Below are 22062 nucleotides of genomic sequence, written 5' to 3'. Positions count from 1 at the left end.
TAGGATTCGCCGATAGAGACCCCTCACCCGTCTCGCCGCTCCGCGGCGAGCCACCCTCTCCCACAAGGGGCGAGGGTGCGGCAGCGCACGCGGAGAGATAATCTACTCCCGCTTGCCGTAATTCGGCGCCAGCAGGCGGTTGCGGATGAGATAGCTCATCGTGCGAGTCCAGGATTCATCCGTGTTGCCGCGCATGTCGGCGCTGGCGGCGGCGATCATGGTGCCGGTCTTCACGTCGCGCAGGTAGATGTTGAGATTGATGATCAGGTTCGAGACCTTCTGCACCATGCCGGTGATCTCGAGCTCGGCACCGAGCTCGCCGGCGAGCTTGAGGTCGCAGCCACCGCAAGCCTGCAAGTTCGCGTGACGGGCGGCATCCCTGACCGGTGCGATGTCGAGCAGCTGGAACCTGCCTGACTCAGCCAGTTCCTTGCGTAGCTGCTCGCTGATGCGCAGGAGCCGCACCTCCTCCGGCTTGGAGCCGTAGAACTCACCGGGCAGGCTGGTGTCGATCAGCTCGAAATCGAACACCGCGAGCTTCGGCGGATCGGCAAGCGCGGCCGAGCCCGTCAACAGCAAAGCTGCGAAACATATCAATGCTCGCATCATCGTGATTCCCGGCCTCGCTTGCGCGAGGACGAAATGTGGGGTTGCATGCCCTGACAAATCGGTCATGCTTCAGCAGAAACAATTCTCCATCGGCGGTCAAGCCGGGGAGCTTGCGGAGGAAACATGATCCGATGGTTGGGCGGCCTGATCGGCTGGAGTCTGCTCGCGACGCAAGCGCTCGCGGCGGAGCCTGCCCAGATCGGCGTCGGCTATCTCGGCCTCGCTGCGACCCGATCGACGCTTTCGCTGGTCGAGCAGCCCGCGGAGAACGACGGCACAGCCGGCGCACGCCTCGCCATCGAGGACAACAATACCACCGGAAAATTCCTCAACCAGCGTTTTACGCTGGAGGAGCGCCGCATTAAAGAAGGTGAGGATGCGGTGCAGGCCGCAACTGACCTCGCTGCCCGCAATGGCTTTATCGTCGCCGACCTGCCGGCCGATGCGCTGCTGAAAGTCTCGGATGCCTTGCGCGACCGCGGCACGCTGCTGTTCAACGCCGGCGCCATCGACGAGCGGCTGCGCGAGGCCGATTGCCGCGCCAATGTCATCCACACCGCGCCGACGCGCGCGATGCTGGCGGATGCGCTCGGCCAGTACCTGGTGTGGAAGCAATGGAAGCGCTGGCTGCTGGTGGTCGGCTCGCATGACGAGGACAAGCTGTTTGCGGACGCGATCCGGCGCACCGCGACACGGTTCGGCGCCAAGATCGTGCAGGAAAAGATTTTTGAGGACAAAGGCGGCGCGCGGCGCACGGATAGCGGCGTGACGCTGATCCAGCGCCAGATGCCGGTGTTCACGCAAGGCGCGCCGGCTTACGACGTGCTGGTCGCGGCCGACGAGAGCGAAGTGTTCGGCGCCTATTTGCCCTATCGCACCTGGGATCCCCGCCCCGTCGCGGGTTCGGCCGGTCTCGTGCCGCGCACCTGGGACGCTTCGCAGGACCAGTGGGGCGCGATCCAGATGCAGAACCGCTTCATCAAGCTGAACGCGCGGCGCATGACCGCGCTCGACATGCAGGTATGGACCGCGGTGCGCATGATTGGCGAGGCCACTTCGCGCACCAATTCCGGCGACGTCAAGAAGGTCACCGATTTCATCAAAGGGCCGGATTTCTCGGTCGCCGCCTTCAAGGGCACCAAGCTGACGCTACGCGACTGGAATCTCCAATTGCGCCAGCCGATCCTGCTGGTCGACGGCCGCATGGTGGTGTCGGTGTCGCCGCAGGAGGGATTTCTGCACCAGGTCTCCGAGCTCGACACGCTCGGCTACGACCGCCCGGAGAGCAAATGCAAGCTGAAGTGAGGAAGCAGATGTTGCGCATGTGGCGTGTGGGGCTCTTGTCCGGACTGGCGCTTGCAGCGGCGCCGGCGCATGCGTTCGTCGCCTATGTCTCGAACGAGAAGAGCAACACTGTCTCGGTGATCGACACCGACAGCTGGACCGTAACGAAGACCATCAAGGTCGGCCAGCGCCCGCGCGGCATCGATTTCACACGTGATGGAAAATTCGTGATGGTCGCGGTCGGCGACGACGACACCATCCAGATGATCGACGCCAGGACGCAAGCCGTGGTGGACAGCCTGCCCTCCGGGCCCGACCCCGAACTGTTCGCGCAGGATGCTGCCGGAAAAATCCTCTACGTCGCCAATGAGAACGACAACACGGTGACCGTGATCGATCTGGAGAAGCGCGCCCGCCTCGGCGACATCCAGGTCGGCGTCGAGCCCGAGGGCATGACCATCAGCCCCGACGGCAAAATTCTGATCAACACGTCCGAAACGACGAACATGGCGCATTTCATAGACACCAATTCGCGCCAGATCGTCGCCAATGTGCTGGTCGACGCGCGGCCGCGCTTTGCCGAATTCAAGCACGACGCTTCCGAAGTCTGGGTGTCCTCGGAGATCGGCGGTACGGTCTCTGTGATCGATCCGAAAAAACACGAGGTCATCGGCAAGGTCAATTTCGAAATTCCGGGGTTGCGGAAGGAGGCGATTCAGCCGGTCGGCATCGGCATGACCAAGGACGATAAAACAGCGTTTGTCGCGCTGGGCCCCGCCAACCGCATCGCCGTGGTCGATGTCGCCTCGCGCAAGGTGACGAAATATCTGCTGGTCGGCCAGCGGGTCTGGCACATGGCGTTCACGCCTGATGAAAAATATCTGCTCACGACCAACGGCGTCTCCAACGACGTCTCCGTCATCGACGTCGCCGCGCAAAAAGTCATCAAGACCATTCAGGTGGGCGAACTGCCCTGGGGCATCACGATCGCGCCATGACCAGCCCCGCCCCCATCGCAGAACCACGCGAGACGCCACGGTCCGATCCGGCCGCAGTGCCGGCACTGTCGATCGAAGGTGTCAGCCATTCCTATGGTCCGCGCCGGGCGCTGATGGACGTCTCCTTCAACGTGCAGCCCGCAAGCTTCACCGCGCTGCTCGGGCTCAACGGCGCGGGCAAGAGCACGCTGTTCTCGCTGATCACGCGGCTGTTCGGCATCCAGACCGGCCATGTCGCCATCTTCGGCCACGACATCGGCGAAAACCCCGGCGAGGCGCTGCGGCTGCTCGGTGTCGTATTTCAGCCGCGCACGCTCGATCTCGATCTGTCGCTGACGCAAAACCTGCTCTATCACGCCGCCCTGCACGGCATCAGCCGGCGCGAAGCCGCCGCACGCAGCGCCGAGTTGCTCACGCGTATCGGACTCTCCGACCGCGCCGGCAGCAAGGTGCGCGATCTCTCCGGCGGCCAGATGCGGCGGCTGGAGATCGCCCGCGCGCTATTGCACCGGCCGCGGCTGTTGCTGCTCGACGAGCCGACCGTCGGCTTGGATGTCAAGGCGCGCGCCGACATCATCAGCCATGTGCGCCAGCTCGTGACCGAACAAGGCATCGGCGTGCTCTGGGCCACACATCTGTTCGACGAGATCGTCGCCGGCGATGACCTCGTGGTGCTGCATCAGGGCAAGGTGCTGGCGCAGGGCCCGATGAGCCGCGTCATCACCGAGGCCGGCGCGCAGGATGTCAACACCGCCTTCATGCGCCTGACCGGCGCGCAAACCATGCCGGGAGGCAGCGCATGAGCAGCATCACCACGCAAGATGCGCCGCGCGGCTTCTCGGCCAGCGAGTACATGACTTGCCTCACCGGCATCGTCTGGCGCGAGGGCCTACGCTTCCTGCATCAGCGCGAGCGCTTCGTCTCGGCATTGGTGCGGCCGCTGGTGTGGCTGTTCATCTTCGCCGCCGGCTTCCGCCAGGTGCTCGGCATTTCCATCATCCCGCCTTACGAGACCTATATCCTCTACGAGGTCTTCATCGCGCCCGGGCTGATGGCGATGATCCAGCTCTTCAACGGCATGCAGTCCTCGCTCTCGATGGTCTATGATCGCGAGATGGGCAATATGCGCACGCTGCTGGTGAGCCCGCTGCCGCGCGGCTTCCTGCTGTTCTGCAAGCTGCTCGCGGGCACCGCGGTGTCGTTGCTCCAGGTCTATGCGTTTCTGCTGATCGCCTGGTTCTGGGACATCACGCCGCCACCGTCAGGCTATCTCACCGTGCTGCCGGCGCTGATCCTGTCGGGACTGATGCTGGGCTCGCTCGGCATGCTGATCTCCTCCGGCATCAAGCAGCTTGAAAGCTTTGCCGGCGTGATGAACTTCGTGATCTTCCCGATGTTCTTTGCTTCATCGGCGCTCTACCCGCTCTGGCGGGTGCAGGAGGGCAGCCCCTATCTCTATTATCTCTGCCAGGCCAATCCGTTCACCCATGCGGTCGAGCTGATCCGTTTTGCACTGTACGGACAGGTCAACTGGATCTCGCTGGCGGTGGTGGCGACCTGCACAATCGTCTTCATGATCGGCGCGATCTATGCCTATGATCCCTCGCGCGGGCTGGCGCGACGGGGCCCCGCGGGAGGCGAAGGATGACGGCTCGGGTTCTGGCCATGGCTGCTCTGGTGTTCGCGATCGCGGGCACGGCGGCGCGCGCGGCCGATCCGCGTTATCCCAACTGGCCCTGCGCGCAAGCCAAGGTGCCGGACATCTCGCTCGCCGCCGTCTGGGCCGGCCCGGAACTCGGCGACGCCGAGACCAAATGGAAGGACGACGCCAAGGTCACCGCACTGGTCTCAAAGCTGTCGGCGCGCAAGACGCCGATGGACGAGGCCGAGAAGTCGGTGAAGGAATTTCTGGCCGGCTCCGCCGCTGACAAGACCGCGAACGCAAAACTGCTATTTGCAGGCCTGTTCGACACGCTCAACGCCCAACGCTCCCAGGTCATGAACGGGCTCGAACGAGTCAGCCGCAAGCAGCGCGAAGCCGCCGACAAGATCCGCGAGGAGTCGATCGCGCTCCAGGCGATCCAGGGCACAGCGTCACGCGACGACACCAAGGTCGAGGCCCTCAGCAACGAGCTGATCTGGAAGACCCGCATTTTCGAGGACCGCAACAAGGTGGTGCGGTTCGTCTGCGAAGTTCCGACCGCGATCGACCAGCGCCTGTTCGCGCTCGGACGCGTGATCCAGCAGGAAATGGAATAGCGTCAGCCTCACTGACGGCTATCGGAAGAGTTCCCGCGGCATCAGCGCCATCGTTAACCTTTGCAGCGCTATCTGCCGGAACCAAATCGATCTAGGATGGCTTGTCGATGTGAATCCTAGACACCGGGAGGCCTCGATGGGAACAGCAAGATTCATCTACGCAGGCGCCGCGGCCCTCAGCATCCTCGCAACCAGCGCTTTTGCTGACGACATGACCGGAATGGTCACGCGGATCGATCGGCTCAACAGCACGATCTCGATCCAGGAGACGCAGAAGGGCACGGTCGGCGGCAGCGCAGGCGGCGCCGGCGCGCTCCAGCAGTACAAGGCCAAGGACGCCGCGATGCTCGATGCCGTGCATGCGGGTGATCGTGTGACGTACTCGGCGACCAGTGCGGATGGCACGGGCACGCTGACGAAGTTGCAGAAGCAGTAGGGCCTACTGATCGGGGCGCGGCTCCGGCTGCGCTTCGTCGGTGGGAAGCTTCGCGCGCTCCCAGCCGTCGGTGCCATCGGGGTACCAGGCGACGTTGGAATAGCCGTAGGCCAAGGCGCGCTTGCCGGCGTTCCACGACATCCAGCAATCGGCGAGGCAATAGATCACGAGCAGCGCGGACTTGTCGCCGCGTGATGCCCGCGCGAGGCCACGTTGAAAATAATCGTCCATGGCCGGCGGCAAATTGCCGTAGCCGGTGTCCGGCAGCCAGATGCTGCCCGGGATATTTTTGCGCGGCGTATCGCGCCACACCGTGCCTTCGGGCAAGTTCTTCGGCTTCGGCGCGCGCGGCAGCACGTCGATGAACGCGCCGGTCTTTGCGCGCCAGATCGCCTCGGCTTCCCCAGTCGTGAGCACGCGCGCGTGCGCCAGCGTCGCCGGCACCGGCGCACGGTAATTGTCGGTACGATAGACCTCGGGCTCGAACGGCTCCAGCTGCTGCGCGAACGCCGGCGCCGCCAGCGTAGCGGCGACAAGCGCAGCGGCGATGCGCCGCTTCACGGTGCCTTCTTGGCCGTCTCCGCACCGAGCGGCCGGTCGTTCTCGTCGAGCAGGGGAACGCCGAAGTCGAGCAGGATCTTGTTGATCTCGCCCTGGTTCTCCTGAATGAGCTTGTTGAGCTGCCGCTTCCAGTTCTGGTCGGCCGGACGGACGCCCATGCCGATGCGATAGACCAGTTTTGGTCCGGTGGTTTCCTTCACCAGCGGCGTGACATGCATCGAGCCGGCCTTCTTCGCATAGAAGCCCGCCATCGGCCCCCACAGCACGCCGGCGTCGATCTTGCCGTTGGTGAGATCGTCGATCATCGCCTGCGCCGAATTGTCGTAGCGCGTGTCGATCATCAGCGGATAAGGCTTTGCGTTCCCCATCAGGCCCGCGAGCGCCATGTTGGTGGCCGGCGGCGTGCCGGCGACGATGCCGACATGCTTGCCCTTCAACCTTGCGTCCTCGAGCGTGTCGACGTCCTCGAGGCCGCCGCCCGCTTTCGAGACCAGCGCATAGGACGTCCGGTAATAGGGATTGGTTCCCTGCACGAGGTCGTCGCCCTGCGGAAAGCCCATGATGACGTCGCAGCGATGCGCACCCAGCGTCATCCGCACGAAGCCGGTCGCCTGCGGAAAGAACGTGTAGTCGAGCTTCTTCTGGAGCTTGTCCGCGAACAACTCGGCGAGCTTGTTCTCAATCCCCTCGCCCTTCTCGTTGGAGAACGGCAGATTGCGCGGATCGGCGCAGACCCGCAGCACCTTGGGGTCGACCAGCTCGAACGAGAGGTCGCCGGTCTCGCTCGTCTGCGCTACGGCGACGTCGCCCAGCGCGCAGGACGCAACCAGCCCTAGCAAAAACAACCAGCGACGATGTCGTCCGGCCTCCGTCATCGCGCTTCCTCCTCGTTTCATCCGAATGCTATCCATGCAACGGATAGACGCACCATGTTTTGCCAACTTTGTGCTGGCTTTTGTTTTGCTGCAGTGCAATGCGGCTGATCCTTTGAACTGAGGCGGAAAAGTGTCTCGCATCGCTCTTGTGATCGCAGCCTTGTCCCTGCTGGGGCTATCGCTAGCACGCGCCGGGCAGGCCGAATTGCCTGTGAGCGAAGTCGCACCGGGAATCTTCGTACACTCCGGGACCATCGCGCTGATGACCCGCGAGAACGAGGGCGACATCGCCAATGTCGGCTTCATCGTCGGCGAGGACGCGGTCGCCGTGATCGACACCGGCGGCAGTCTTCGCGAAGGCGAGGCGCTGCTGAAGGCCGTGCGGGCACGGACCAGCAAGCCGGTCCGCTACGTCATCAACACCCACGGCCATCCCGACCATGTCTTCGGCAATGCGGCTTTTGTCGCGGAGGGGACCAGCTTCGTCGGTCACAGCAAGCTCGCGCAGGCGCTGGCGACGCGCGGGCCGTATTATCTGGACAATTTTAGGCGCATCATGGGCGATGAGCTGATCGATCCCGTGAAGATCGTACCGCCCACAATGCTCGTTAAGGATACGCTGACGCTCGATCTCGGATCGCGCCATCTCATCCTGCGAGCCTGGCCAGCCGGCCACAGCGACAATGATCTGACCGTGTACGACGAGACGAGGAAGACGCTGTTCGCAGGCGACCTCGTCTTCCTTCGCCATATTCCGGTGATGGACGGCAGCATCCGCGGCTGGCTCGGCACGCTCGGGGAACTCGAAAAGATTCCGGCGGTCCGGGTCGTTCCCGGTCACGGGCCCGTGAGCGAATGGCCTGCCGCGCTGGCTGACGAGCGACGTTATCTCACAACCTTGCTGGCGGACGTCCGGGGGTCGAACAAGAAGGGCGAGACGATCCGAGCCGCCGCGGACAAGGCGGCCGCGTCGGAACGGCCGAGCTGGCAGTTGTTCGACGATTACAACGCCCGCAACGCAACCGCAGCATTTTCGGAAATTGAATGGGAGTAGCGAACGCGCTACGCTTGCTGCGAAAACTGTTTCGTCCGCACGGGACCACGACCATGACGGGATGCATACGCCGCCTGCCCTTGATCGCCGCATTGCTCGGCCTCGCCTTCGCTGTGCCGGCGCAGGCTGAGGAGGCCTATGATCCCTGGCCGGGCCTGGTGCAGGACATCTTCAACAACCGTCAGATCAACGACGGCAGCGACGTCATCGGCATCGAGATGCCCTATCGGGCCGAGGATGCGGCCATCGTGCCGGTCACCCTGCGTAGCAAGCTGTCGCCGGGCGACGCCCGCCGCATCCGCTCCATCACGCTGGTGATCGACCGCAATCCCGCGCCGATGGCGGCGAAGTTCGAGCTCGGACCGGACGCCAACGTCACCGAGATCTCCACACGCGTGCGCGTCAACAACTATACGGACGTGCATGCGGTCGCCGAACTCAGCGACGGCCAGCTCTATGTCTCGAAAGTCTATGTGAAGGCCTCAGGCGGCTGCTCCGCGCCGGCGGGAAAGAATGCCGAAGAGGCCAACAACCGCCTCGGCCAGATGCGCTACCGGCAGTTCGCGCGCGAGCAAGCGCCCGCGAGCCGCATCCGCGAGGCGCAGATCATGATCGGCCATCCCAACAATTCCGGCCTCCAGATGGACCAGGTCACGCAGCTCTATATTCCCGCCTTCTTCGTCAACCAGCTCAAGCTGACGCAAGACGACAGCCCGGTGCTGTCGATGGTAGGCGGCATCTCGATCTCGGAAGATCCCAATCTGCGCTTCATTTATGTGTCCAACGGCGCGAAACGCTTCCGCGCGGAAGCAAAGGACACGGATGGACATGTGTTCCGCAATGAGTGGGACGTGGAGAAGCCGGGGACGTGAGTGGCGCCTTCTAACCCTCTCCCCTTGTGGGAGAGGGTGGATCGCCGCGCAGCGGCGAGACGGGTGAGGGGTCTCTCTCCGCGAGCGAAACTCTCAAACGTCTGAGGATGAGGAGCGATACCCCTCATCCGGCGCTTCGCGCCACCTTCTCCCACAAGGGGAGAAGGGAAGACAGCATCAAAAGCACCTCACCTCAGCCTCGGCCTGCGCGCGCCTCAAATCATTCACGGCTGAATTCGCCTGCTCCGAGGTCCGGAACTGGACACCGAGATTGCCGCGCACCTGGGACATGCTGAGCGCCGTCTCGGCGGTGACGTAGCGCTCGTAGGTGACGATCGAGGCCACCACGTCGATCGAGCAGGAGCATTGCTCAATCGATTGCCGGCTCTCACCATTGGCTTTCATGCACCCATAGACGTATTCGGCACGTGCGGCGGTCGGGTAGTCATTCGCCTCCTCGGCGCGTGCGGCGTACACGGTCGCCACCAGCACCGCCAATGCGGCGACAATCGGTCGTAGCTGTCCCGCCGAATTCATGAGCGTCCTCCCGCTGGTTGCGATGAAAGCTATGCTATGCGTATTGTCCTGAAAAGTGCTCTATCAGCGGAAACGGCTCACAAGGCGATGAGATTTCTTGGACGAACTCTTGGACGAACTTTTGCGCTCGCGGCGATTCTGGCGCTGACGCTGGCCGCACCCGGCCGCGCCGCGGATACTATCCGCCTTGCGGTGCAGAAGACCGGGACATTCTCCTGGGAGCTGGCGACGATCCGGAGCGCCGGGCTCGACAGGGAGGCCGATTTGTCGCTGGAGGTCACTGAACTCGCGAGCCCCGAGGCAGGCAAGATCGCGCTCCGTGCCGGCAATGCCGACATCGTGCTGTCGGACTGGCTGTGGGTGTCGCGCGAGCGCGCGCTCGGCGCCAAGCTGACCTTCTACCCCTATTCCAGCGCGCTCGGCGCGGTGATGGTGCCTGCCTCCTCGTCCATAAAGACCCTCGCCGACCTGAAGGGCCGCAAGCTCGCCATTGGCGGCGGTCCCATCGACAAGAGCTGGCTGCTGCTCCAGGCGCGGATGAAGCAGGACGGCATCGACCTGAAGTCGGAGGCGACCATCGTCTATGGCGCGCCACCTTTGATCGCCGCCAAGGCGCTCGACGGCGAGATGGACGCGAGCCTCAATTTCTGGAATTTCTGCGCCCAGCTCGAAGCCAAGGGTTTTAGGCGCCTCGCCGGCATCGAGGACATCTTGCCGAATCTGGGCGCCAACGGCGCGGTCTCCGCCGTCGGCTATGTCTTCGACGAGGGCTGGGCCGCGAGCCATCGCGATGCCGTGGCGCGCTTCATCGCGATGACCCGCAAGGCCAAGCAGTTGCTGGTCACCTCGGACGTGGCCTGGGACAAGATCGCCCAACTCACCGGCGCGACTGATCCAGCCATGCTCAAGACCTATCGCGAGCGCTACCGCGACGGCATTCCGCGCCGAAGCATCGTCGACGAGGAGGCGGATGCGCGCGTGCTCTATCGCGTGCTGGCCGAAATCGGCGGCCGCGACCTGGTCGGGCCGGCGGCCGAGCTCGATCCCGGCACTTTCTATCACGCAGTCCCCGGAGACTGAGGTGCTGCGTCTTCTCTCGTTTGCCCTGCTTCTCGCAATCTGGTGGATTGCGGCGCTGTTCGTCGGCGGCGCAAAGCTGCCCTCCCCGCCTGCCGTGCTCAACGTCATCGTCGCGGATGCATCGAGCGGCGCGCTGTTCCTGCATCTCGGCGCTACGCTCGCCCGCGTCGCGCTGTCGTTCGTGCTGGCGATGTCGCTCGGCAGCGCCATCGGCTATCTGATGGGACGCGTAAAACTCGCCGACCGGCTCGGCGATCCCTGGCTGATCCTGCTCTTGAACCTGCCCGCGCTGGTCGTGATCGTGCTGGCCTATATCTGGGCCGGCCTCACTGAAGCTGCCGCGATCACGGCGATCGCCATCAACAAGCTACCGACCGCCATCGTCACCCTGCGCGAGGGCACGCGCGCGCTCGACCGCTCGCTTGACGAGATGGCAACCGTGTTCGCGATGCCGCGCTGGCGTGCCTTCCGCCATGTCGTGCTGCCGCAGCTTGCGCCTTATATCGCGGCCTCAGCCCGCTCTGGATTGTCGTTGGTGTGGAAGATCGTGCTGGTCGCAGAGCTTTTGGGACGGCCGAACGGCGTCGGCTTCGAGATCGGCGTCGCCTTCCAATTGTTTGATACGCCGCGGCTGTTGGCCTATTCGCTGACCTTCGCTGCCGTCGTGCTCGTGATCGAGACCGCGCTGGTGCAACCGTTCGAGGCCCGCGCAACGCGGTGGCGGCCCCGTGCGGCTTGAGGTCGAGATCACAGGCAAGACGTTCAGGAGTGCCGCGGGCGAAACCCACGAGGTGCTCGCGCCGCTCAAGTTTGTGCTTTCCTCCGGCGAGGTCGGCGTGCTGATCGGTCCCTCCGGCTGCGGCAAGAGCACGATGCTGCGCATCATCCTCGGGCTCGACCGCGATTTCGGGGGACGCGTCGCGCGGCCGCCGGAGGCGCGGATCGGCATGGTGTTCCAGGAGCCGCGGCTGCTGCCGTGGCGCTCGGTCGAACAGAATGTGCGGCTCGCGGCCCCCAACGTCAGCGACGCGAAGCTGTCGGAGCTTTTCAAGATCCTGGAGCTGGACGCGCATCGCAGACATTTTCCCGGCGAATTGTCGCTGGGTCTTGCCCGCCGCGTCGCGCTCGCCCGCGCCTTTGCTGTCGAGCCCGATCTGCTCGTGCTCGACGAGCCCCTCGCCTCGCTCGACGACGCACTCGCCGGCCGCCTGCGTGACGAAATCGCGACGCTGGTCGCGAGCCGCCCGGTGATGACCCTGCTCGTCACCCATAGTATCGACGATGCGATCCGCCTCGGCGACCGCTTGTTCTTCCTGTCGCCGCGCCCGGCGCGCATCGTGCAGGAGGTGCCGATTGCCGTTCCGCGCGCCGAGCGTAGCGAAGCCGAGCTCGTCAGGATCAAGGCGGAGCTCGCGGCGGTGCAGCTTGAATCGAAATGAGAACTCGTGGTCAACTGGACCCAACGAGAGTGTCGAGGGAGGTTCACCATGCGCCGTCAGCTGATTGCGATCGGCATCCTGTTGGTTGCGATGCCGGGCGCGGCGCTCGCGCAGGCCAAGGGTAAGGGCATAAGGCTGTGGAATCTGACGACGGAGACGATCTCCGGATTCCAGCTCTCACCCGCCGGCAAAACCGACTGGGGACCGAACCAGACCTTGAACGACAAGGACAAGGAGGTCGACCACGACGAGCGGCTGCGCATCACCGGCGTCGAGCCCGGCCGCTACGACGCCAGAGTCAGCTATCCCAATGCGCGCCAGTGCGTGGTCCGCGACATCGAGATCAAGGCGGATGCGGTGTTCTCGATCGCCGACAAGGATCTGAAGGACTGCAGCAAGTAGCTTGCTGTCTTACAAGTCCTCCTCCCTCATCCTGGGGAGCCGCGAAGCGGCGTCTCGAAGGAGGAAGGGCCCGGCTGCAGCAGCGGGGCCTGCATGGTTCGAGACGCGCGTTCCGCGCTCCTCACCATGAGGGTCGTAAGCTTCACGCCTTGTCGTTCGGGTGCGGATATTCGCAGCGCCAGCGCACCGCCTGCCACTTCGGATGATCGCCGATCCATTGCGCGATATAGGGCGGCGCGGCCATGGCGCATTGCGTCGGCGACCCCGCGTAGTTGAACACAATATGCTGTTCCTCGCAGGTCGCAGGCGAGAGCAACGCACACACAGTCACCACCAGGTCGATCGGATTCATGTCGGGATCCTCGCGCAAGGGCACTGGAGATTAGCACAAAGAATTACGTTCCAGATTGCCGGAAGTTTCAATCCGGCGTGAGGGATGGGCGGGGAACCCGCTTTGCTAGAAGTTAACCCCGAACACCAGCCTTGCCTGATGACGCTCGAAATTGACGAGGTCGAGATTGGCGGCCGATCCGGCCGGACGTCCCCAGGCCTGCATGCTCCAGCTCAGTGTGAGCCGCGATTTCTCGGAAAGCTGGAAATAGGCGGTGGGGCCAACGAACAGCGCCTGGCCCGAAAATTCGCCGAGACCGATGCCCTCGTACTGCCGGAAATAGCGCATCTCACCGCCAAGCAGCACATCGGGGCGCACACGCACGAGGCCGGCAAAGGCGGCGCCAATGGTGGAGCTCTTCTCCGACAGCCCCGCTACCTCGAAGCGCGCCCATTCCGGCTGGTAGATCAGATTGAGCGCGCCGATGACGAAGTTCGGAACGAGCTCGCGGTCGAAGGCGAGCGTGAAGTCAGTACCGTACATCCGACCCTTCGCGCCGGAGGTCTCGTCGATGCGGTTGCCATGGAGCTCGGCGCCGACCGTCAGGCCGAACGGCGCGTGCTCGCGGTCGAGCAGGCGATACCGCAGGTCGAGCGAGGCGCCCTGGAAATTGAACTGGCGGCGGTCGTCGATGTCGGGGACGCCGGTGATGTCGTGCAAGGTCGCGATGCCGCCGAGTTCGATGCGGAAGTTCGGCAGCGGCACCACCTCGATCTCGACCTCCTGGCCAATCGCGCGATAAGTCCCGCCGCCCTTGCCGAAGCGTCCCGTGGTCTGGCTCTGGAATTCGCGCTCGCCGGGATTGCCGACGTCGGTGCCGATCATGAAGCCGAAGATGTGCTCGGTATCAAAGCCCTCTTCGGCGCTGACGCATGCCGGCGCGAGCGCGATCGTGCAGGCAGCTATGATCCAGAATGTTTGGGCTCTCGCGCACATCCCTGACACTACCACGGCTTCGATGGCGTTCGCCATCGAAGCCGTGGCAGGTCGTCAGTCTTACTTGCGCGCAGCGCAGGCGTACATGTTGATTTCCATGCCGACCGGCACTTCCACGATCTTCGGAGCTGTCCAAGCCATTCGGGTCTCCCCAAGGTATTGAGCGCGACATCGCGCGGGGCAAAACCTAGGGCTGCGTCGGGCGCAGCGCAAGCATGGAATCCGGCCCGAAACACAGCGAACTGTCGCATCGCGCTTGCAAATTTCCCTCTCGGGCAAATCGCCTTCGCTCCCAGTCAAGCACTGTGACTCTCACCGCAACAATCGCAGCAGCGCGCGCCCCGCAGACGACTTCAGCTCCCTGGCATCGAGAGTTCCGTCCTTGTCTGGATTCGCCGCGTTGAAGCGCTGTTCAACCACGGAGAGATATTCGTCGAGCGTAAGAGTCCCATCGCGATCGGGATCTGCGGCAGCGAGTTCTTTCGCCGTTAACCGTCCGCGCAATTCGCGCGCGTCGAGCGTACCGTCGTGATCTGGATCGAGCTTGGCGAACAACGCGGCGGCGGCCTTCTTCACTTCGGCAAGGTCGAGCGTGCCGTCATTGTCGGTATCGAACATTTTCACGGCGCTGCCGGATGCAGCCCACGCCGGGCCGGACAGCATTGCAACCGTGAGCGCAAACACAATCGAGCGACGCGATATCATTGAGACCTCCCTGACCAAGAGCCCCGATTCGATCGGGATCGAGACAACATAAGTCCGGAAGCGAGCCCACGGTTCAAGCCCCGACTTGCAAACGCGCCCACCGGACAAGCGTGGAACCTGGCTGCACCAACTTTCGCGCGATGGAATTTGGTGCAGCGCATTCGCGCAAGACGAGCAAAATTCATCGAGGATTACCGCAGCAAGGCTGGTATCTGGCGTCCAACATATCGGCAACGCGCATTCGACTTTCGTATTGACGCGTTTTGCATTCGGGCGGAGTGTTGCAATCGCAGCGTCAAAAGGCGCGCATATTGGGAGGAACGGATGAACCGCTTTGCGATCGCCGCGAGCCTCGTCATGCTTGCATCGACGTATGCAAACGCCCAGACCACCGAGCAGCTGGTTAAGGGTGCGACCGACACGTCGAACGTTCTCAACTACGGGATGGGCTACAATCTCCAGCGCTTCTCGACCCTGAATCAGGTCAACAAGGACACCGTCAAGAATCTCGTCCCGGTCTGGAACTACTCCTTCAACGACGATCGCAGCGAGGAATCGCAGCCGCTGGTCTACCAGGGCGTGATCTACGTAACCTCCCACAACGCGACCATGGCGGTCGACGCCAAGACCGGCAAGCAGATCTGGAAATCCAAGGTCGAATATCCCGCCGAGACTCCGCGCATCGTCTGCTGCGGCATCATCAATCGCGGCGCCGCGCTCTACGACGGCAAGGTCATCCGCACCACGCTCGACGCCAACGTGATCGCGCTCGATGCCAAGGATGGCAAGGAGCTATGGCGGCAGAAGGTGGCCGACATCAAGGAAGGCTATTCGATGACGGTGGCCCCGCTGGTCGCCGACGGCGTCGTCATCACCGGCATCTCCGGCGCCGAGTTCGGCACCCGCGGCTTCATCGACGGCTGGGATCCGGCCACCGGCAAGCATCTCTGGCGCACCCATTCGATCCCCTCGCCGGACGAGCCCGGCGGCGACACCTGGAAGGGCGACACCTGGAAGCTCGGCGGCGGCTCGACCTGGATCACCGGGTCCTATGATCCCGAGCTGAACACGGTTTATTGGGGCATCGGCAATCCCGGACCGTTCAACTCCGCGGTGCGGCCCGGCGACAATCTCTACACCTGCTCCGTGCTGGCGATGGATCCCAAGACCGGCAAGATCAAATGGCACTACCAGTTCTCGCCGAACAATCCGTTCGATTATGACTCGGTGGCCGAGATGGTCCTCGCCGACATGAACGTCGAGGGCAAGCCGACCAAGGTGCTGATGGATGCCAACCGCAACGGCTTCTTCTACGTGCTCGACCGCACCAACGGAAAGCTGCTCGCGGCCAATCCTTACGTGAAGGTGAATTGGGCGACCGGCATCGACATGAAGACCGGGCGGCCGATCGAGACCGACGTCGCGACCGGCGCTCGCGAGGGCAAGAAGGTCACGGTCTATCCGTCGATCCTCGGCGGCAAGAACTGGGAGCCGATGTCGTTCAACCCGCAGACCGGCCTTGCCTACGCCAACACCCTCGCCTTCGGCGGCAAGTACAAGTCGGAACCCGTCACCTTCAAGCAGGGTGAATGGTATCTCGGCATGGACCTCACCGATCCCTGGGAGTTCGGGGACGGCGCGCGCGGCCATCTGAAGGCGATCGATCCGATGACCGGCAAGGCCAAGTGGGAAGCACCGTCCGACATTCCGCGCTTCTCGGGCGTGCTGTCGACTGCGGGCGGCGTCGTGTTCACGGGCGCGCTGACCGGCGAGTTCGAGGCGTTCGATGCCGACACCGGCAAGAAGCTCTGGCAGTTCCAGACCGGCTCCGGCATCGAGGGACAACCGGTGACCTGGCAGCAGGATGGTGTGCAGTACATCGCCGTCACCTCCGGATATGGCGGCGTCTACTCGCTGTTCTCCGGCGACGAGCGGCTTGCCAAAGTGCCGCCCGGCGGCTCGCTGTGGGTCTTTGCGGTGAAGCAATAGCCACGGCACGATGCTGAGAGAAATATCTCACAAGACGGTGGCGACCCTCGCCACCGTCGCGGTGCTGACGGTCGCGCTTGCGGCGACCGTTCGTGCCGCGGACGACGCAAATGGCAATCCCGCGCAAATGCAGATCGACCATGGCAAGTCGACCTATGCCTCGAAATGCTCGCACTGCCACGGCCCCAATTTGATGAACTCCGGCACCATCACCCCGGATTTGCGCGCCTTCCCCGACGACAGGACGCGCTTCGTCACCACGGTGAAGAACGGTAAGAACAACAAGATGCCTCCCTGGGGCGATATCCTCGACGACGACGAGATCGGCAACCTCTGGGCTTTCATCTCGAGCCGGAGGAAGCCATGAGGCGCCGGCTCGCCGTGTGGAGCGTTGCCGCGATCCTCGCGGCGGGTGCAACAGCCGCTCGCGCGACTGATCCGCTAAAAATCTGTCTCGACGAGGATCGACCGCCGCTTTCGATGCATCACAGGGGCACTCCCGACTCCGGATTCGACGTGCTGCTGGCGCAGGCGATCGCGGAGCGGATGGGACGGCCGCTGAAAATCCAGTGGTTCGAGAGCAAGCTGGACGAGGATTCAAGCCCGCAGCTCGAAGCCAATGCTTTGCTTTCGGACGGGCGCTGCTCGCTGGTCGGCAGCTACGCGCTGACGACGGATTCGCTCGTCAAGCCCGGCATGAAGACGGCGCGCTTGCCGGACTTTTCCGGCGCCACGCGCGATGACCGGCGCCGCCGCGTCGCGCTCGGCGTGCTCGCGCCGAGCCAGCCTTACGTCTATTCTCCGATGACGGTCGTGCTGGGGCCGAAGGCGCAGGGCCGCAAGATCAACGATATCGGCGATCTCGCAGGCCTCCGTCTCGCCATCGAGAGCGGATCGCTGGGCGATGCCATCCTGATGACCTTCGACAAGGGCCGCCTGATCGACAGCATCACGCACCTGGTCCCCGGCCGCGACGATCTCCTCGGCGCGCTCCAGCGCGGCGACTATGACGCGACGCTGATCGACCTCGGCCGCTTCGACGCTCACCGCAGCGCGCATCCCGACACGGCGATCACCGCGTCCAGTTATTATTACCCGATCGGCGCCAATCGCGGCTATGTCGGGCTCGCCGGCGATCCCACGCTGATCGACGCCGTCAACAAGGCGCTGACGGCGCTTGCCGCGGAGGGCAAGATCGCCGCATTCGGCAAGCAGGCCGGCCTCACCTATCTGCCACCGCGCGAGCCCGCGATTTTAGGCGATGTCTGGATGAAGATCATTCAGCGGTGATCGGAAACACACTCGTGTCCCGGACGCGCTGCAACGCCCTTTAGCGTTGCGGCGCAGAGCCGGGACCCAGCAAGCCACGCAACCCGCTGCTGCGTGGGCCCCGGCTCTGCAGCGCACCGCTAAAGTAGCGCTGCGCTGCGTCCGGGGCACAAGAGGGAGATACGGCGCTCACACTGCCTCCCCATCGTCATTGCGAGCAAGCGAAGCAATCCAGAATCTTTCCGCGGAAAGACTTGGGATTGCTTCGTCGCTTCGCTCCTCGCAATGACGGAGCAAGGGGCATCGGTTTCGTCTCCAAGCTGGCCTCGCGACGCGACGAACCGTATGATGCCTGCGTTTTCATCCACCACTTTGGTGCCCTGTGAATTCCCCGACCGCCCCTTCCGCCGCAAGCCTGCGCGACATCCTCGCCCGCGAGATCAAAACCGCCGAGTTGCTGCGCGCGCTGATCGTCGTCGGCCCGATGGTCGCGGCCTATTTCATCGCACGCGAGACGGCGCTGCTCAATCTCGGACTCGTCGCGGTCTCGCTGCTGATTCCGGCGCTACGGCTGCACCTGCCGCCGAGGGTCATCGCGTGGCACTACCTTGCCATCCTCGTCACCTTTGCCGCGCTCTTCCTTGCCGCCCCGATCAAGCCGCTATTCGCCGTTCTAACGGCGCTGGCCGGCTTCCTCGCCGTCGCGGCGACACGCTATGGCGAGCATTTCCGCACGCTCGGCAACTGGGTGTTCATCCCCGCCGTCTATCTCGCCTGCGAGGTGCGGGAGGGTGTGAGCGCATCGGAAGCGCTGCGTCATACCGGCGTGATCATGGTCTCCTCGCCGATCGCGCTGGCGCTGGTCTGTGCTATCCGGATTTACGACCAGCGACGGCAAGGCGATGCCACGACCTCGTTCGGAGCGCCTGCGGCCGTGTGGTTCCTGCCAGCGTTTGCAACCGCCATGGCGGTGTTCGCGGCGGCTGCGCTGGTCGAAATCCTCGACCTCGCGCAAGGGCAATGGGTGATGTGGTCAGCCGCAAGCGTCGTGGTCGGCGATCTCACCGCCTCGACCGACAAGCTGAAGCAGCGCGCGATCGGCGCCTTCGTCGGCGTGTCGCTGGGCTTCCTCGCCGGCATGGTGCTGCCGCAGAGCCGGGTCGGCTATGCACTCGCGGTTCTCGCGGCCACCCTCACGCTGATCTCGTTCTCCCGCTATATCGTCGGCTTCGGCCTGCGCTGCTTCTTCATTGCGCTCGCGGCCTCCTTCGCCGGCGGCGCCAGCGGAATCGCCGAGGAGCGCATTGTCAACGTGCTGATCGGCGGTACTTTCGGCCTGATTGCGGTGGCCTTGACCGAGATCGTCTGGCTGCGGATCAATCGGAAGGCCCGATCGCCCGGGTGAGGCGCGAATGAGCACAGCGCCATCGTTCGAATGCGCCAATCTGTCTCGCCTGTAGCCCATGGCAGCGCCGGCCTGATGCAGTAGGTTTGGCAAAAATCCGGGAGGGAATCATGTCCGCAAAATTCGATCGCCGCCAAATCATTGCCGCCGGCTCCGCCGCGCTCGCGATGCCGTTCGTCTCGCGCAGCGCCTCGGCGCAAGCTGCGTGGCCGTCCCGCCAGATCCGCATGATTTGCAGCTACCCGGCCGGCGGACAGACCGACCTGCTCGCGCGCGCCTATGGCGAATTCATCTCCAAGCAGGTCGGAAAGACCGTCTTTGTCGAGAACAAGCCCGGCGCCTCCGGCGCGATCGGCACAGCGGAGGTCGCCCGCGCCGAGCCCGATGGCCACACCATGCTGTGCTCGATCTCGACCACCTACATCATGAACCGGGTGGTGATGAAGACTCCCGGCTACGACATGGACAAGGATCTGACGCTGGTCAGCGTCATCCCTGGCGCCGGACTTCTGCTCGTCGCGAACCCGAAAACCGGCGTCAAGACGCTGGAGGATTTCGTCGCCTTCGCGCGCAAGAGCGGCAAGGTGAACTTCGGCACCTACAGCGTGGGCTCGTCCCCGCACATGACGATCCACGAACTCAACAAGCAGTATGGCCTCAGCATCGAGCCGGTCCACTACCGCGGCGAAGCGCCGATGTGGACGGGCATGCTGGAAGGCACGCTCGATGCGGCCATGGGCAGCTATACGGCGGCGCAATCGGTCCTGCAAAGCGACCGCGGCACCGTGTTCGCGGTGCATTCGAAGAAGGTCGATGCGATCCCCACCGTCAAGACCCTGCCCGAGCAGGGCGCGACGTCGAAATTCTTTACCGTGAGCGGCTTCTCTGGCTGGGCTGTGCCGAAAGCGACGCCGCAGCCGATTGTCGACCGGCTGGCCGAGCTCTGCGTCGCCGCCAATAGTGATCCGAAGGTCAAGGAGGTACTCAACACGTTCGTGCTCGAACCGGCAGTCGGCTTCAAGGAGACCAATGCGCTCTATCAGCGCGAGCTTCCGATCTGGATCGAGAGCGCGCAGTCGCTCGGCCTGGAGCCGGCTTGAACCTGAGGATCCGGCGCAGCGTCAACTCGCGGCTCCGTATCCGACCAAAGCCTAGTGCCGGTGACGTATTCGCCGGGCTATGATCATGCGTTGCCACCGGAGGACCCTCAAGGGTCCCTGCGAGAAGGGCCGATCGCATGACATCAGATGCCGTCGCCATAGTGGCCCTGGTCATCCTGCTCTTTCCGATGGGCTATTTCTTCCTGGCATCGCCGGCCTTCCTGCTCGTGAAGCTCGACATCCGGCCTGTCGCCCTGCTGTTGCGCGGCATGTTCAACGCTCATTTTCTGGCGATGGGCGTTGCCGGCGCCATCTGCACGGCGGCTTTCGTCGTGGCCGGTCGGCCGGTTTTCGCGACAGGCGTCGGTCTGGTTGCAGCTTTCGCGATCTGGGGACGGCGCCGGTTTCTCCGACAGATGGATGACCAGCTCAGCGCCGGGGATGCAGGCGATGCCGACGCGGCCCGTCGGCTGCGCCGGCTGCATTGGAGCGGAATGCTATGCAACGCGGTTCTGCTGATCGCTCTCGTGGCCAGCATTCCTTACGTCGCCCCATCGACCTAAGGGGCGTTGCACGTGGCTCGCAACCGACATCGATGACGCGCCGCAGCACAGCGCCTCACCTCATTACCTAGTGCTCGCCGGCAACGGCCGCGCCCTGCTGCGCCTTGTGGATCGAGGACGGCACCACGCCAAAGTATTTCCGGAACACACGGCTGAAATGCGATGAGCTGGAGAAGCCCCAGGAGAACGCGACGTCGGTGATGGTCTTGCCGGCGTGGGCCTCGAGCTCCTGGCGGCAGTTCTGCAAGCGCGCCTGCCAGATGTAGTCGCTGACCGTGGTGCCGCGCTCGGAGAACAGCATGTGCAGATAGCGCTTGGAGCAGCCGAGCTCGGCCGAGATCTGGTCGATGCAGAGATCCGGATCGCGCAGGCGCTCGCGGATGAAAAACTGGGCACGCACATACATCGCCTCCGGCCCAACGCGATCGAGCATCGTGTCGGCCTCGCGCAACGGCAGCAGCAGCAAATCGATCAGCGAATCGGCAACGCCGACCGCGCTGTTCGCCGACAGTTTGGCTGCCTCGTCGAAGGTCGCATGGACGAATTCATGGGCGATCCGGCCTGTCCCTGTCTTCGCCGACAGCTTGCAGGCCGGCATCCGCTGCGAAGGGAATCCGCGGTCGCGCAGCAGCGCCTTCGGCACGATCACCACGTCGTGGCGCGTGAAGGCGGGGCTGATGATCGAATGCGGGCAGGAGACGTCATAGGCGACGATATCGCCGGGATTGATCTCGATGTGGCGGCCTTCCTGCTCGAAATAAGACACGCCATAGGTCTGGAAGTGAATTTTGATGTACGGGTGCTCATTGGCCTTGGCGCGCGCCAGCGTGTGCGCGATGCGATGCTGACTGACCTCGATTTGACAGAGCTTCAGACGCGAGACGCTGGTGTAGTCGATGCGGCCTTCGAGCGAGGACGCCTCCAGCGGATCGACGTCAAAATGTCCACACAGACTCGTCAGCCCGTCGATCCAGCTCTGGATCTGCCGCTTCGGCGTCATACCGGTCGTCGAGAGCGTGTGAATTGTATCGGACATTAATCCAGCCGCTGGTTTGATCCGGAGATTCAATGCGAATCGCGACCAGCGCTGCCGGAGCCCTCAGCCGAGATTGCGTGACGTTTACCTCGAATTTGAGCGGTCTTTTGAAACGAGCGCCATCATTTCATTGCCACCCTTGAAAGTTAATCCTCCGCCTTAGTTGCAGCGCCGTCAAGGGGAACCTGAGCCTTGAACGCGGCCGCGAAGCAGTGCGAAGCCGCTGAATTCGCTACTGCAAAATCAAAATCTTCGCGTCCGT

The 22062-nt window shown here is 63.7% G+C and carries 27 protein-coding genes; 18 read left to right on the top strand and 9 right to left on the bottom strand.

Going from position 1 to position 22062, the window contains the following annotated elements:
• Nucleotides 1-102: 102 nt before the first annotated feature.
• Nucleotides 103-675, bottom strand: a complete 573-nt coding sequence (locus BMW89_RS03070; protein ID WP_092022556.1) for a DUF3280 domain-containing protein — start codon at nucleotides 673-675, stop codon at nucleotides 103-105.
• A 57-nt stretch (nucleotides 676-732) separates the two neighbouring features.
• Between BMW89_RS03070 and BMW89_RS03065 the strand changes: the two genes are divergently transcribed.
• From BMW89_RS03065 to BMW89_RS03040, 6 genes are all read left to right on the top strand, one after another.
• Nucleotides 733-1914, top strand: a complete 1182-nt coding sequence (locus tag BMW89_RS03065) for a lanthanide ABC transporter ABC transporter substrate-binding protein PedA1 (protein ID WP_092022554.1) — start codon at nucleotides 733-735, stop codon at nucleotides 1912-1914.
• 8 nt (nucleotides 1915-1922) lie between these two features.
• On the top strand, nucleotides 1923-2891 hold the full coding sequence (locus BMW89_RS03060) for a YVTN family beta-propeller repeat protein (RefSeq protein ID WP_177195836.1): 969 nt from the start codon (nucleotides 1923-1925) through the stop codon (nucleotides 2889-2891).
• Complete coding sequence (locus tag BMW89_RS03055; protein ID WP_092022550.1) at nucleotides 2888-3694, top strand: lanthanide ABC transporter ATP-binding protein PedB/LutE; 807 nt, start codon at nucleotides 2888-2890, stop codon at nucleotides 3692-3694. Before BMW89_RS03060 ends, BMW89_RS03055 begins: the two co-directional genes overlap by 4 nt.
• Complete coding sequence (locus BMW89_RS03050) at nucleotides 3691-4539, top strand: lanthanide ABC transporter permease protein PedC (protein ID WP_092022548.1); 849 nt, start codon at nucleotides 3691-3693, stop codon at nucleotides 4537-4539. The genes BMW89_RS03055 and BMW89_RS03050 overlap by 4 nt, the downstream gene beginning before the upstream one ends.
• Nucleotides 4536-5150, top strand: coding sequence for a hypothetical protein (locus BMW89_RS03045; RefSeq protein ID WP_092022546.1), 615 nt, complete (start codon nucleotides 4536-4538; stop codon nucleotides 5148-5150). The genes BMW89_RS03050 and BMW89_RS03045 overlap by 4 nt, the downstream gene beginning before the upstream one ends.
• A gap of 136 nt (nucleotides 5151-5286) precedes the next feature.
• Nucleotides 5287-5586: a copper-binding protein gene (locus BMW89_RS03040; RefSeq protein ID WP_092022544.1), complete on the top strand. Its 300-nt coding sequence runs from the start codon at nucleotides 5287-5289 to the stop codon at nucleotides 5584-5586.
• A 3-nt stretch (nucleotides 5587-5589) separates the two neighbouring features.
• Here BMW89_RS03040 and BMW89_RS03035 read toward each other — a convergent pair whose 3' ends face one another.
• Together BMW89_RS03035 and BMW89_RS03030 are read right to left on the bottom strand one after the other, a co-directional pair.
• Complete coding sequence (locus tag BMW89_RS03035) at nucleotides 5590-6147, bottom strand: PQQ-dependent catabolism-associated CXXCW motif protein (RefSeq protein ID WP_092022542.1); 558 nt, start codon at nucleotides 6145-6147, stop codon at nucleotides 5590-5592.
• Entirely contained in the window at nucleotides 6144-7022 is an 879-nt protein-coding gene (locus tag BMW89_RS03030; RefSeq protein ID WP_092022540.1) for a substrate-binding domain-containing protein, read from the bottom strand. Before BMW89_RS03030 ends, BMW89_RS03035 begins: the two co-directional genes overlap by 4 nt.
• Before the next feature lie 130 nt (nucleotides 7023-7152).
• Here BMW89_RS03030 and BMW89_RS03025 point away from each other — a divergent pair, with 130 nt between their 5' ends.
• Together BMW89_RS03025 and BMW89_RS03020 are read left to right on the top strand one after the other, a co-directional pair.
• On the top strand, nucleotides 7153-8076 hold the full coding sequence (locus BMW89_RS03025; protein WP_092022538.1) for a quinoprotein relay system zinc metallohydrolase 2: 924 nt from the start codon (nucleotides 7153-7155) through the stop codon (nucleotides 8074-8076).
• A 53-nt stretch (nucleotides 8077-8129) separates the two neighbouring features.
• On the top strand, nucleotides 8130-8948 hold the full coding sequence (locus tag BMW89_RS03020) for a quinoprotein dehydrogenase-associated SoxYZ-like carrier (protein WP_092023356.1): 819 nt from the start codon (nucleotides 8130-8132) through the stop codon (nucleotides 8946-8948).
• A gap of 177 nt (nucleotides 8949-9125) precedes the next feature.
• On the opposite strand, the gene BMW89_RS03015 is transcribed toward BMW89_RS03020, so the two are convergent.
• The gene (locus BMW89_RS03015; RefSeq protein WP_092022536.1) at nucleotides 9126-9485 is read right to left on the bottom strand and encodes a hypothetical protein; all 360 of its coding nucleotides are present in this window, start codon (nucleotides 9483-9485) and stop codon (nucleotides 9126-9128) included.
• A gap of 87 nt (nucleotides 9486-9572) precedes the next feature.
• On the opposite strand from BMW89_RS03015, the gene BMW89_RS03010 reads away from it, so the two are divergent.
• Genes BMW89_RS03010 through BMW89_RS02995 form a run of 4 tightly spaced genes read left to right on the top strand, consistent with a single transcriptional unit; the run spans nucleotide 9573 to nucleotide 12406 of the window.
• Complete coding sequence (locus BMW89_RS03010; protein ID WP_092022534.1) at nucleotides 9573-10565, top strand: ABC transporter substrate-binding protein; 993 nt, start codon at nucleotides 9573-9575, stop codon at nucleotides 10563-10565.
• A 1-nt stretch (nucleotide 10566) separates the two neighbouring features.
• Entirely contained in the window at nucleotides 10567-11304 is a 738-nt protein-coding gene (locus BMW89_RS03005) for an ABC transporter permease (RefSeq protein ID WP_092022532.1), read from the top strand.
• Nucleotides 11294-12004, top strand: coding sequence for an ABC transporter ATP-binding protein (locus tag BMW89_RS03000; protein ID WP_092022530.1), 711 nt, complete (start codon nucleotides 11294-11296; stop codon nucleotides 12002-12004). Before BMW89_RS03005 ends, BMW89_RS03000 begins: the two co-directional genes overlap by 11 nt.
• Before the next feature lie 48 nt (nucleotides 12005-12052).
• Nucleotides 12053-12406: a hypothetical protein gene (locus BMW89_RS02995; RefSeq protein WP_092022528.1), complete on the top strand. Its 354-nt coding sequence runs from the start codon at nucleotides 12053-12055 to the stop codon at nucleotides 12404-12406.
• 142 nt (nucleotides 12407-12548) lie between these two features.
• Here the strand turns inward: BMW89_RS02995 and BMW89_RS02990 are convergent, their stop codons facing one another.
• The 4 genes from BMW89_RS02990 to lanM all read right to left on the bottom strand — a co-directional run bounded on the left by BMW89_RS02990 (nucleotide 12549) and on the right by lanM (nucleotide 14438).
• Nucleotides 12549-12758, bottom strand: a complete 210-nt coding sequence (locus BMW89_RS02990; protein ID WP_092023354.1) for a hypothetical protein — start codon at nucleotides 12756-12758, stop codon at nucleotides 12549-12551.
• A gap of 105 nt (nucleotides 12759-12863) precedes the next feature.
• Nucleotides 12864-13769 (bottom strand): DUF6662 family protein, encoded by a 906-nt coding sequence (locus BMW89_RS02985; protein WP_092022526.1) that lies wholly within the window; start codon nucleotides 13767-13769, stop codon nucleotides 12864-12866.
• A gap of 24 nt (nucleotides 13770-13793) precedes the next feature.
• Complete coding sequence (gene pqqA / locus BMW89_RS02980) at nucleotides 13794-13874, bottom strand: pyrroloquinoline quinone precursor peptide PqqA (protein WP_092022524.1); 81 nt, start codon at nucleotides 13872-13874, stop codon at nucleotides 13794-13796.
• 171 nt (nucleotides 13875-14045) lie between these two features.
• Complete coding sequence (gene lanM / locus BMW89_RS02975; protein WP_092022522.1) at nucleotides 14046-14438, bottom strand: lanmodulin LanM; 393 nt, start codon at nucleotides 14436-14438, stop codon at nucleotides 14046-14048.
• A 324-nt stretch (nucleotides 14439-14762) separates the two neighbouring features.
• On the opposite strand from lanM, the gene BMW89_RS02970 reads away from it, so the two are divergent.
• From BMW89_RS02970 to BMW89_RS02945, 6 genes are all read left to right on the top strand, one after another.
• Nucleotides 14763-16427, top strand: coding sequence for a methanol/ethanol family PQQ-dependent dehydrogenase (locus tag BMW89_RS02970; RefSeq protein WP_092022520.1), 1665 nt, complete (start codon nucleotides 14763-14765; stop codon nucleotides 16425-16427).
• A 10-nt stretch (nucleotides 16428-16437) separates the two neighbouring features.
• Nucleotides 16438-16794, top strand: a complete 357-nt coding sequence (locus tag BMW89_RS02965) for a c-type cytochrome (protein WP_092022518.1) — start codon at nucleotides 16438-16440, stop codon at nucleotides 16792-16794.
• Nucleotides 16791-17717 (top strand): substrate-binding periplasmic protein, encoded by a 927-nt coding sequence (locus BMW89_RS02960; protein WP_092022516.1) that lies wholly within the window; start codon nucleotides 16791-16793, stop codon nucleotides 17715-17717. Before BMW89_RS02965 ends, BMW89_RS02960 begins: the two co-directional genes overlap by 4 nt.
• Before the next feature lie 361 nt (nucleotides 17718-18078).
• Nucleotides 18079-19101 carry an FUSC family protein gene (locus tag BMW89_RS02955; RefSeq protein WP_092022514.1) on the top strand — a complete coding sequence of 341 codons (1023 nt, stop codon included), beginning with the start codon at nucleotides 18079-18081 and terminating at the stop codon, nucleotides 19099-19101.
• 110 nt (nucleotides 19102-19211) lie between these two features.
• Nucleotides 19212-20201: a Bug family tripartite tricarboxylate transporter substrate binding protein gene (locus BMW89_RS02950; protein ID WP_092022512.1), complete on the top strand. Its 990-nt coding sequence runs from the start codon at nucleotides 19212-19214 to the stop codon at nucleotides 20199-20201.
• Nucleotides 20202-20338: 137 nt separating this feature from the next.
• Nucleotides 20339-20764 carry a hypothetical protein gene (locus BMW89_RS02945; RefSeq protein ID WP_092022510.1) on the top strand — a complete coding sequence of 142 codons (426 nt, stop codon included), beginning with the start codon at nucleotides 20339-20341 and terminating at the stop codon, nucleotides 20762-20764.
• 67 nt (nucleotides 20765-20831) lie between these two features.
• Here the strand turns inward: BMW89_RS02945 and BMW89_RS02940 are convergent, their stop codons facing one another.
• Nucleotides 20832-21800: a helix-turn-helix domain-containing protein gene (locus BMW89_RS02940; RefSeq protein ID WP_092022508.1), complete on the bottom strand. Its 969-nt coding sequence runs from the start codon at nucleotides 21798-21800 to the stop codon at nucleotides 20832-20834.
• Nucleotides 21801-22062 lie beyond the last annotated feature (262 nt).

This window comes from Bradyrhizobium sp. OK095, assembly GCF_900109945.1.
Taxonomy (GTDB): Bacteria; Pseudomonadota; Alphaproteobacteria; order Rhizobiales; family Xanthobacteraceae; genus Bradyrhizobium.
Note: the sequence above shows the minus strand (reverse complement) of the source record. Positions and strands in the feature narration are given on the sequence as shown.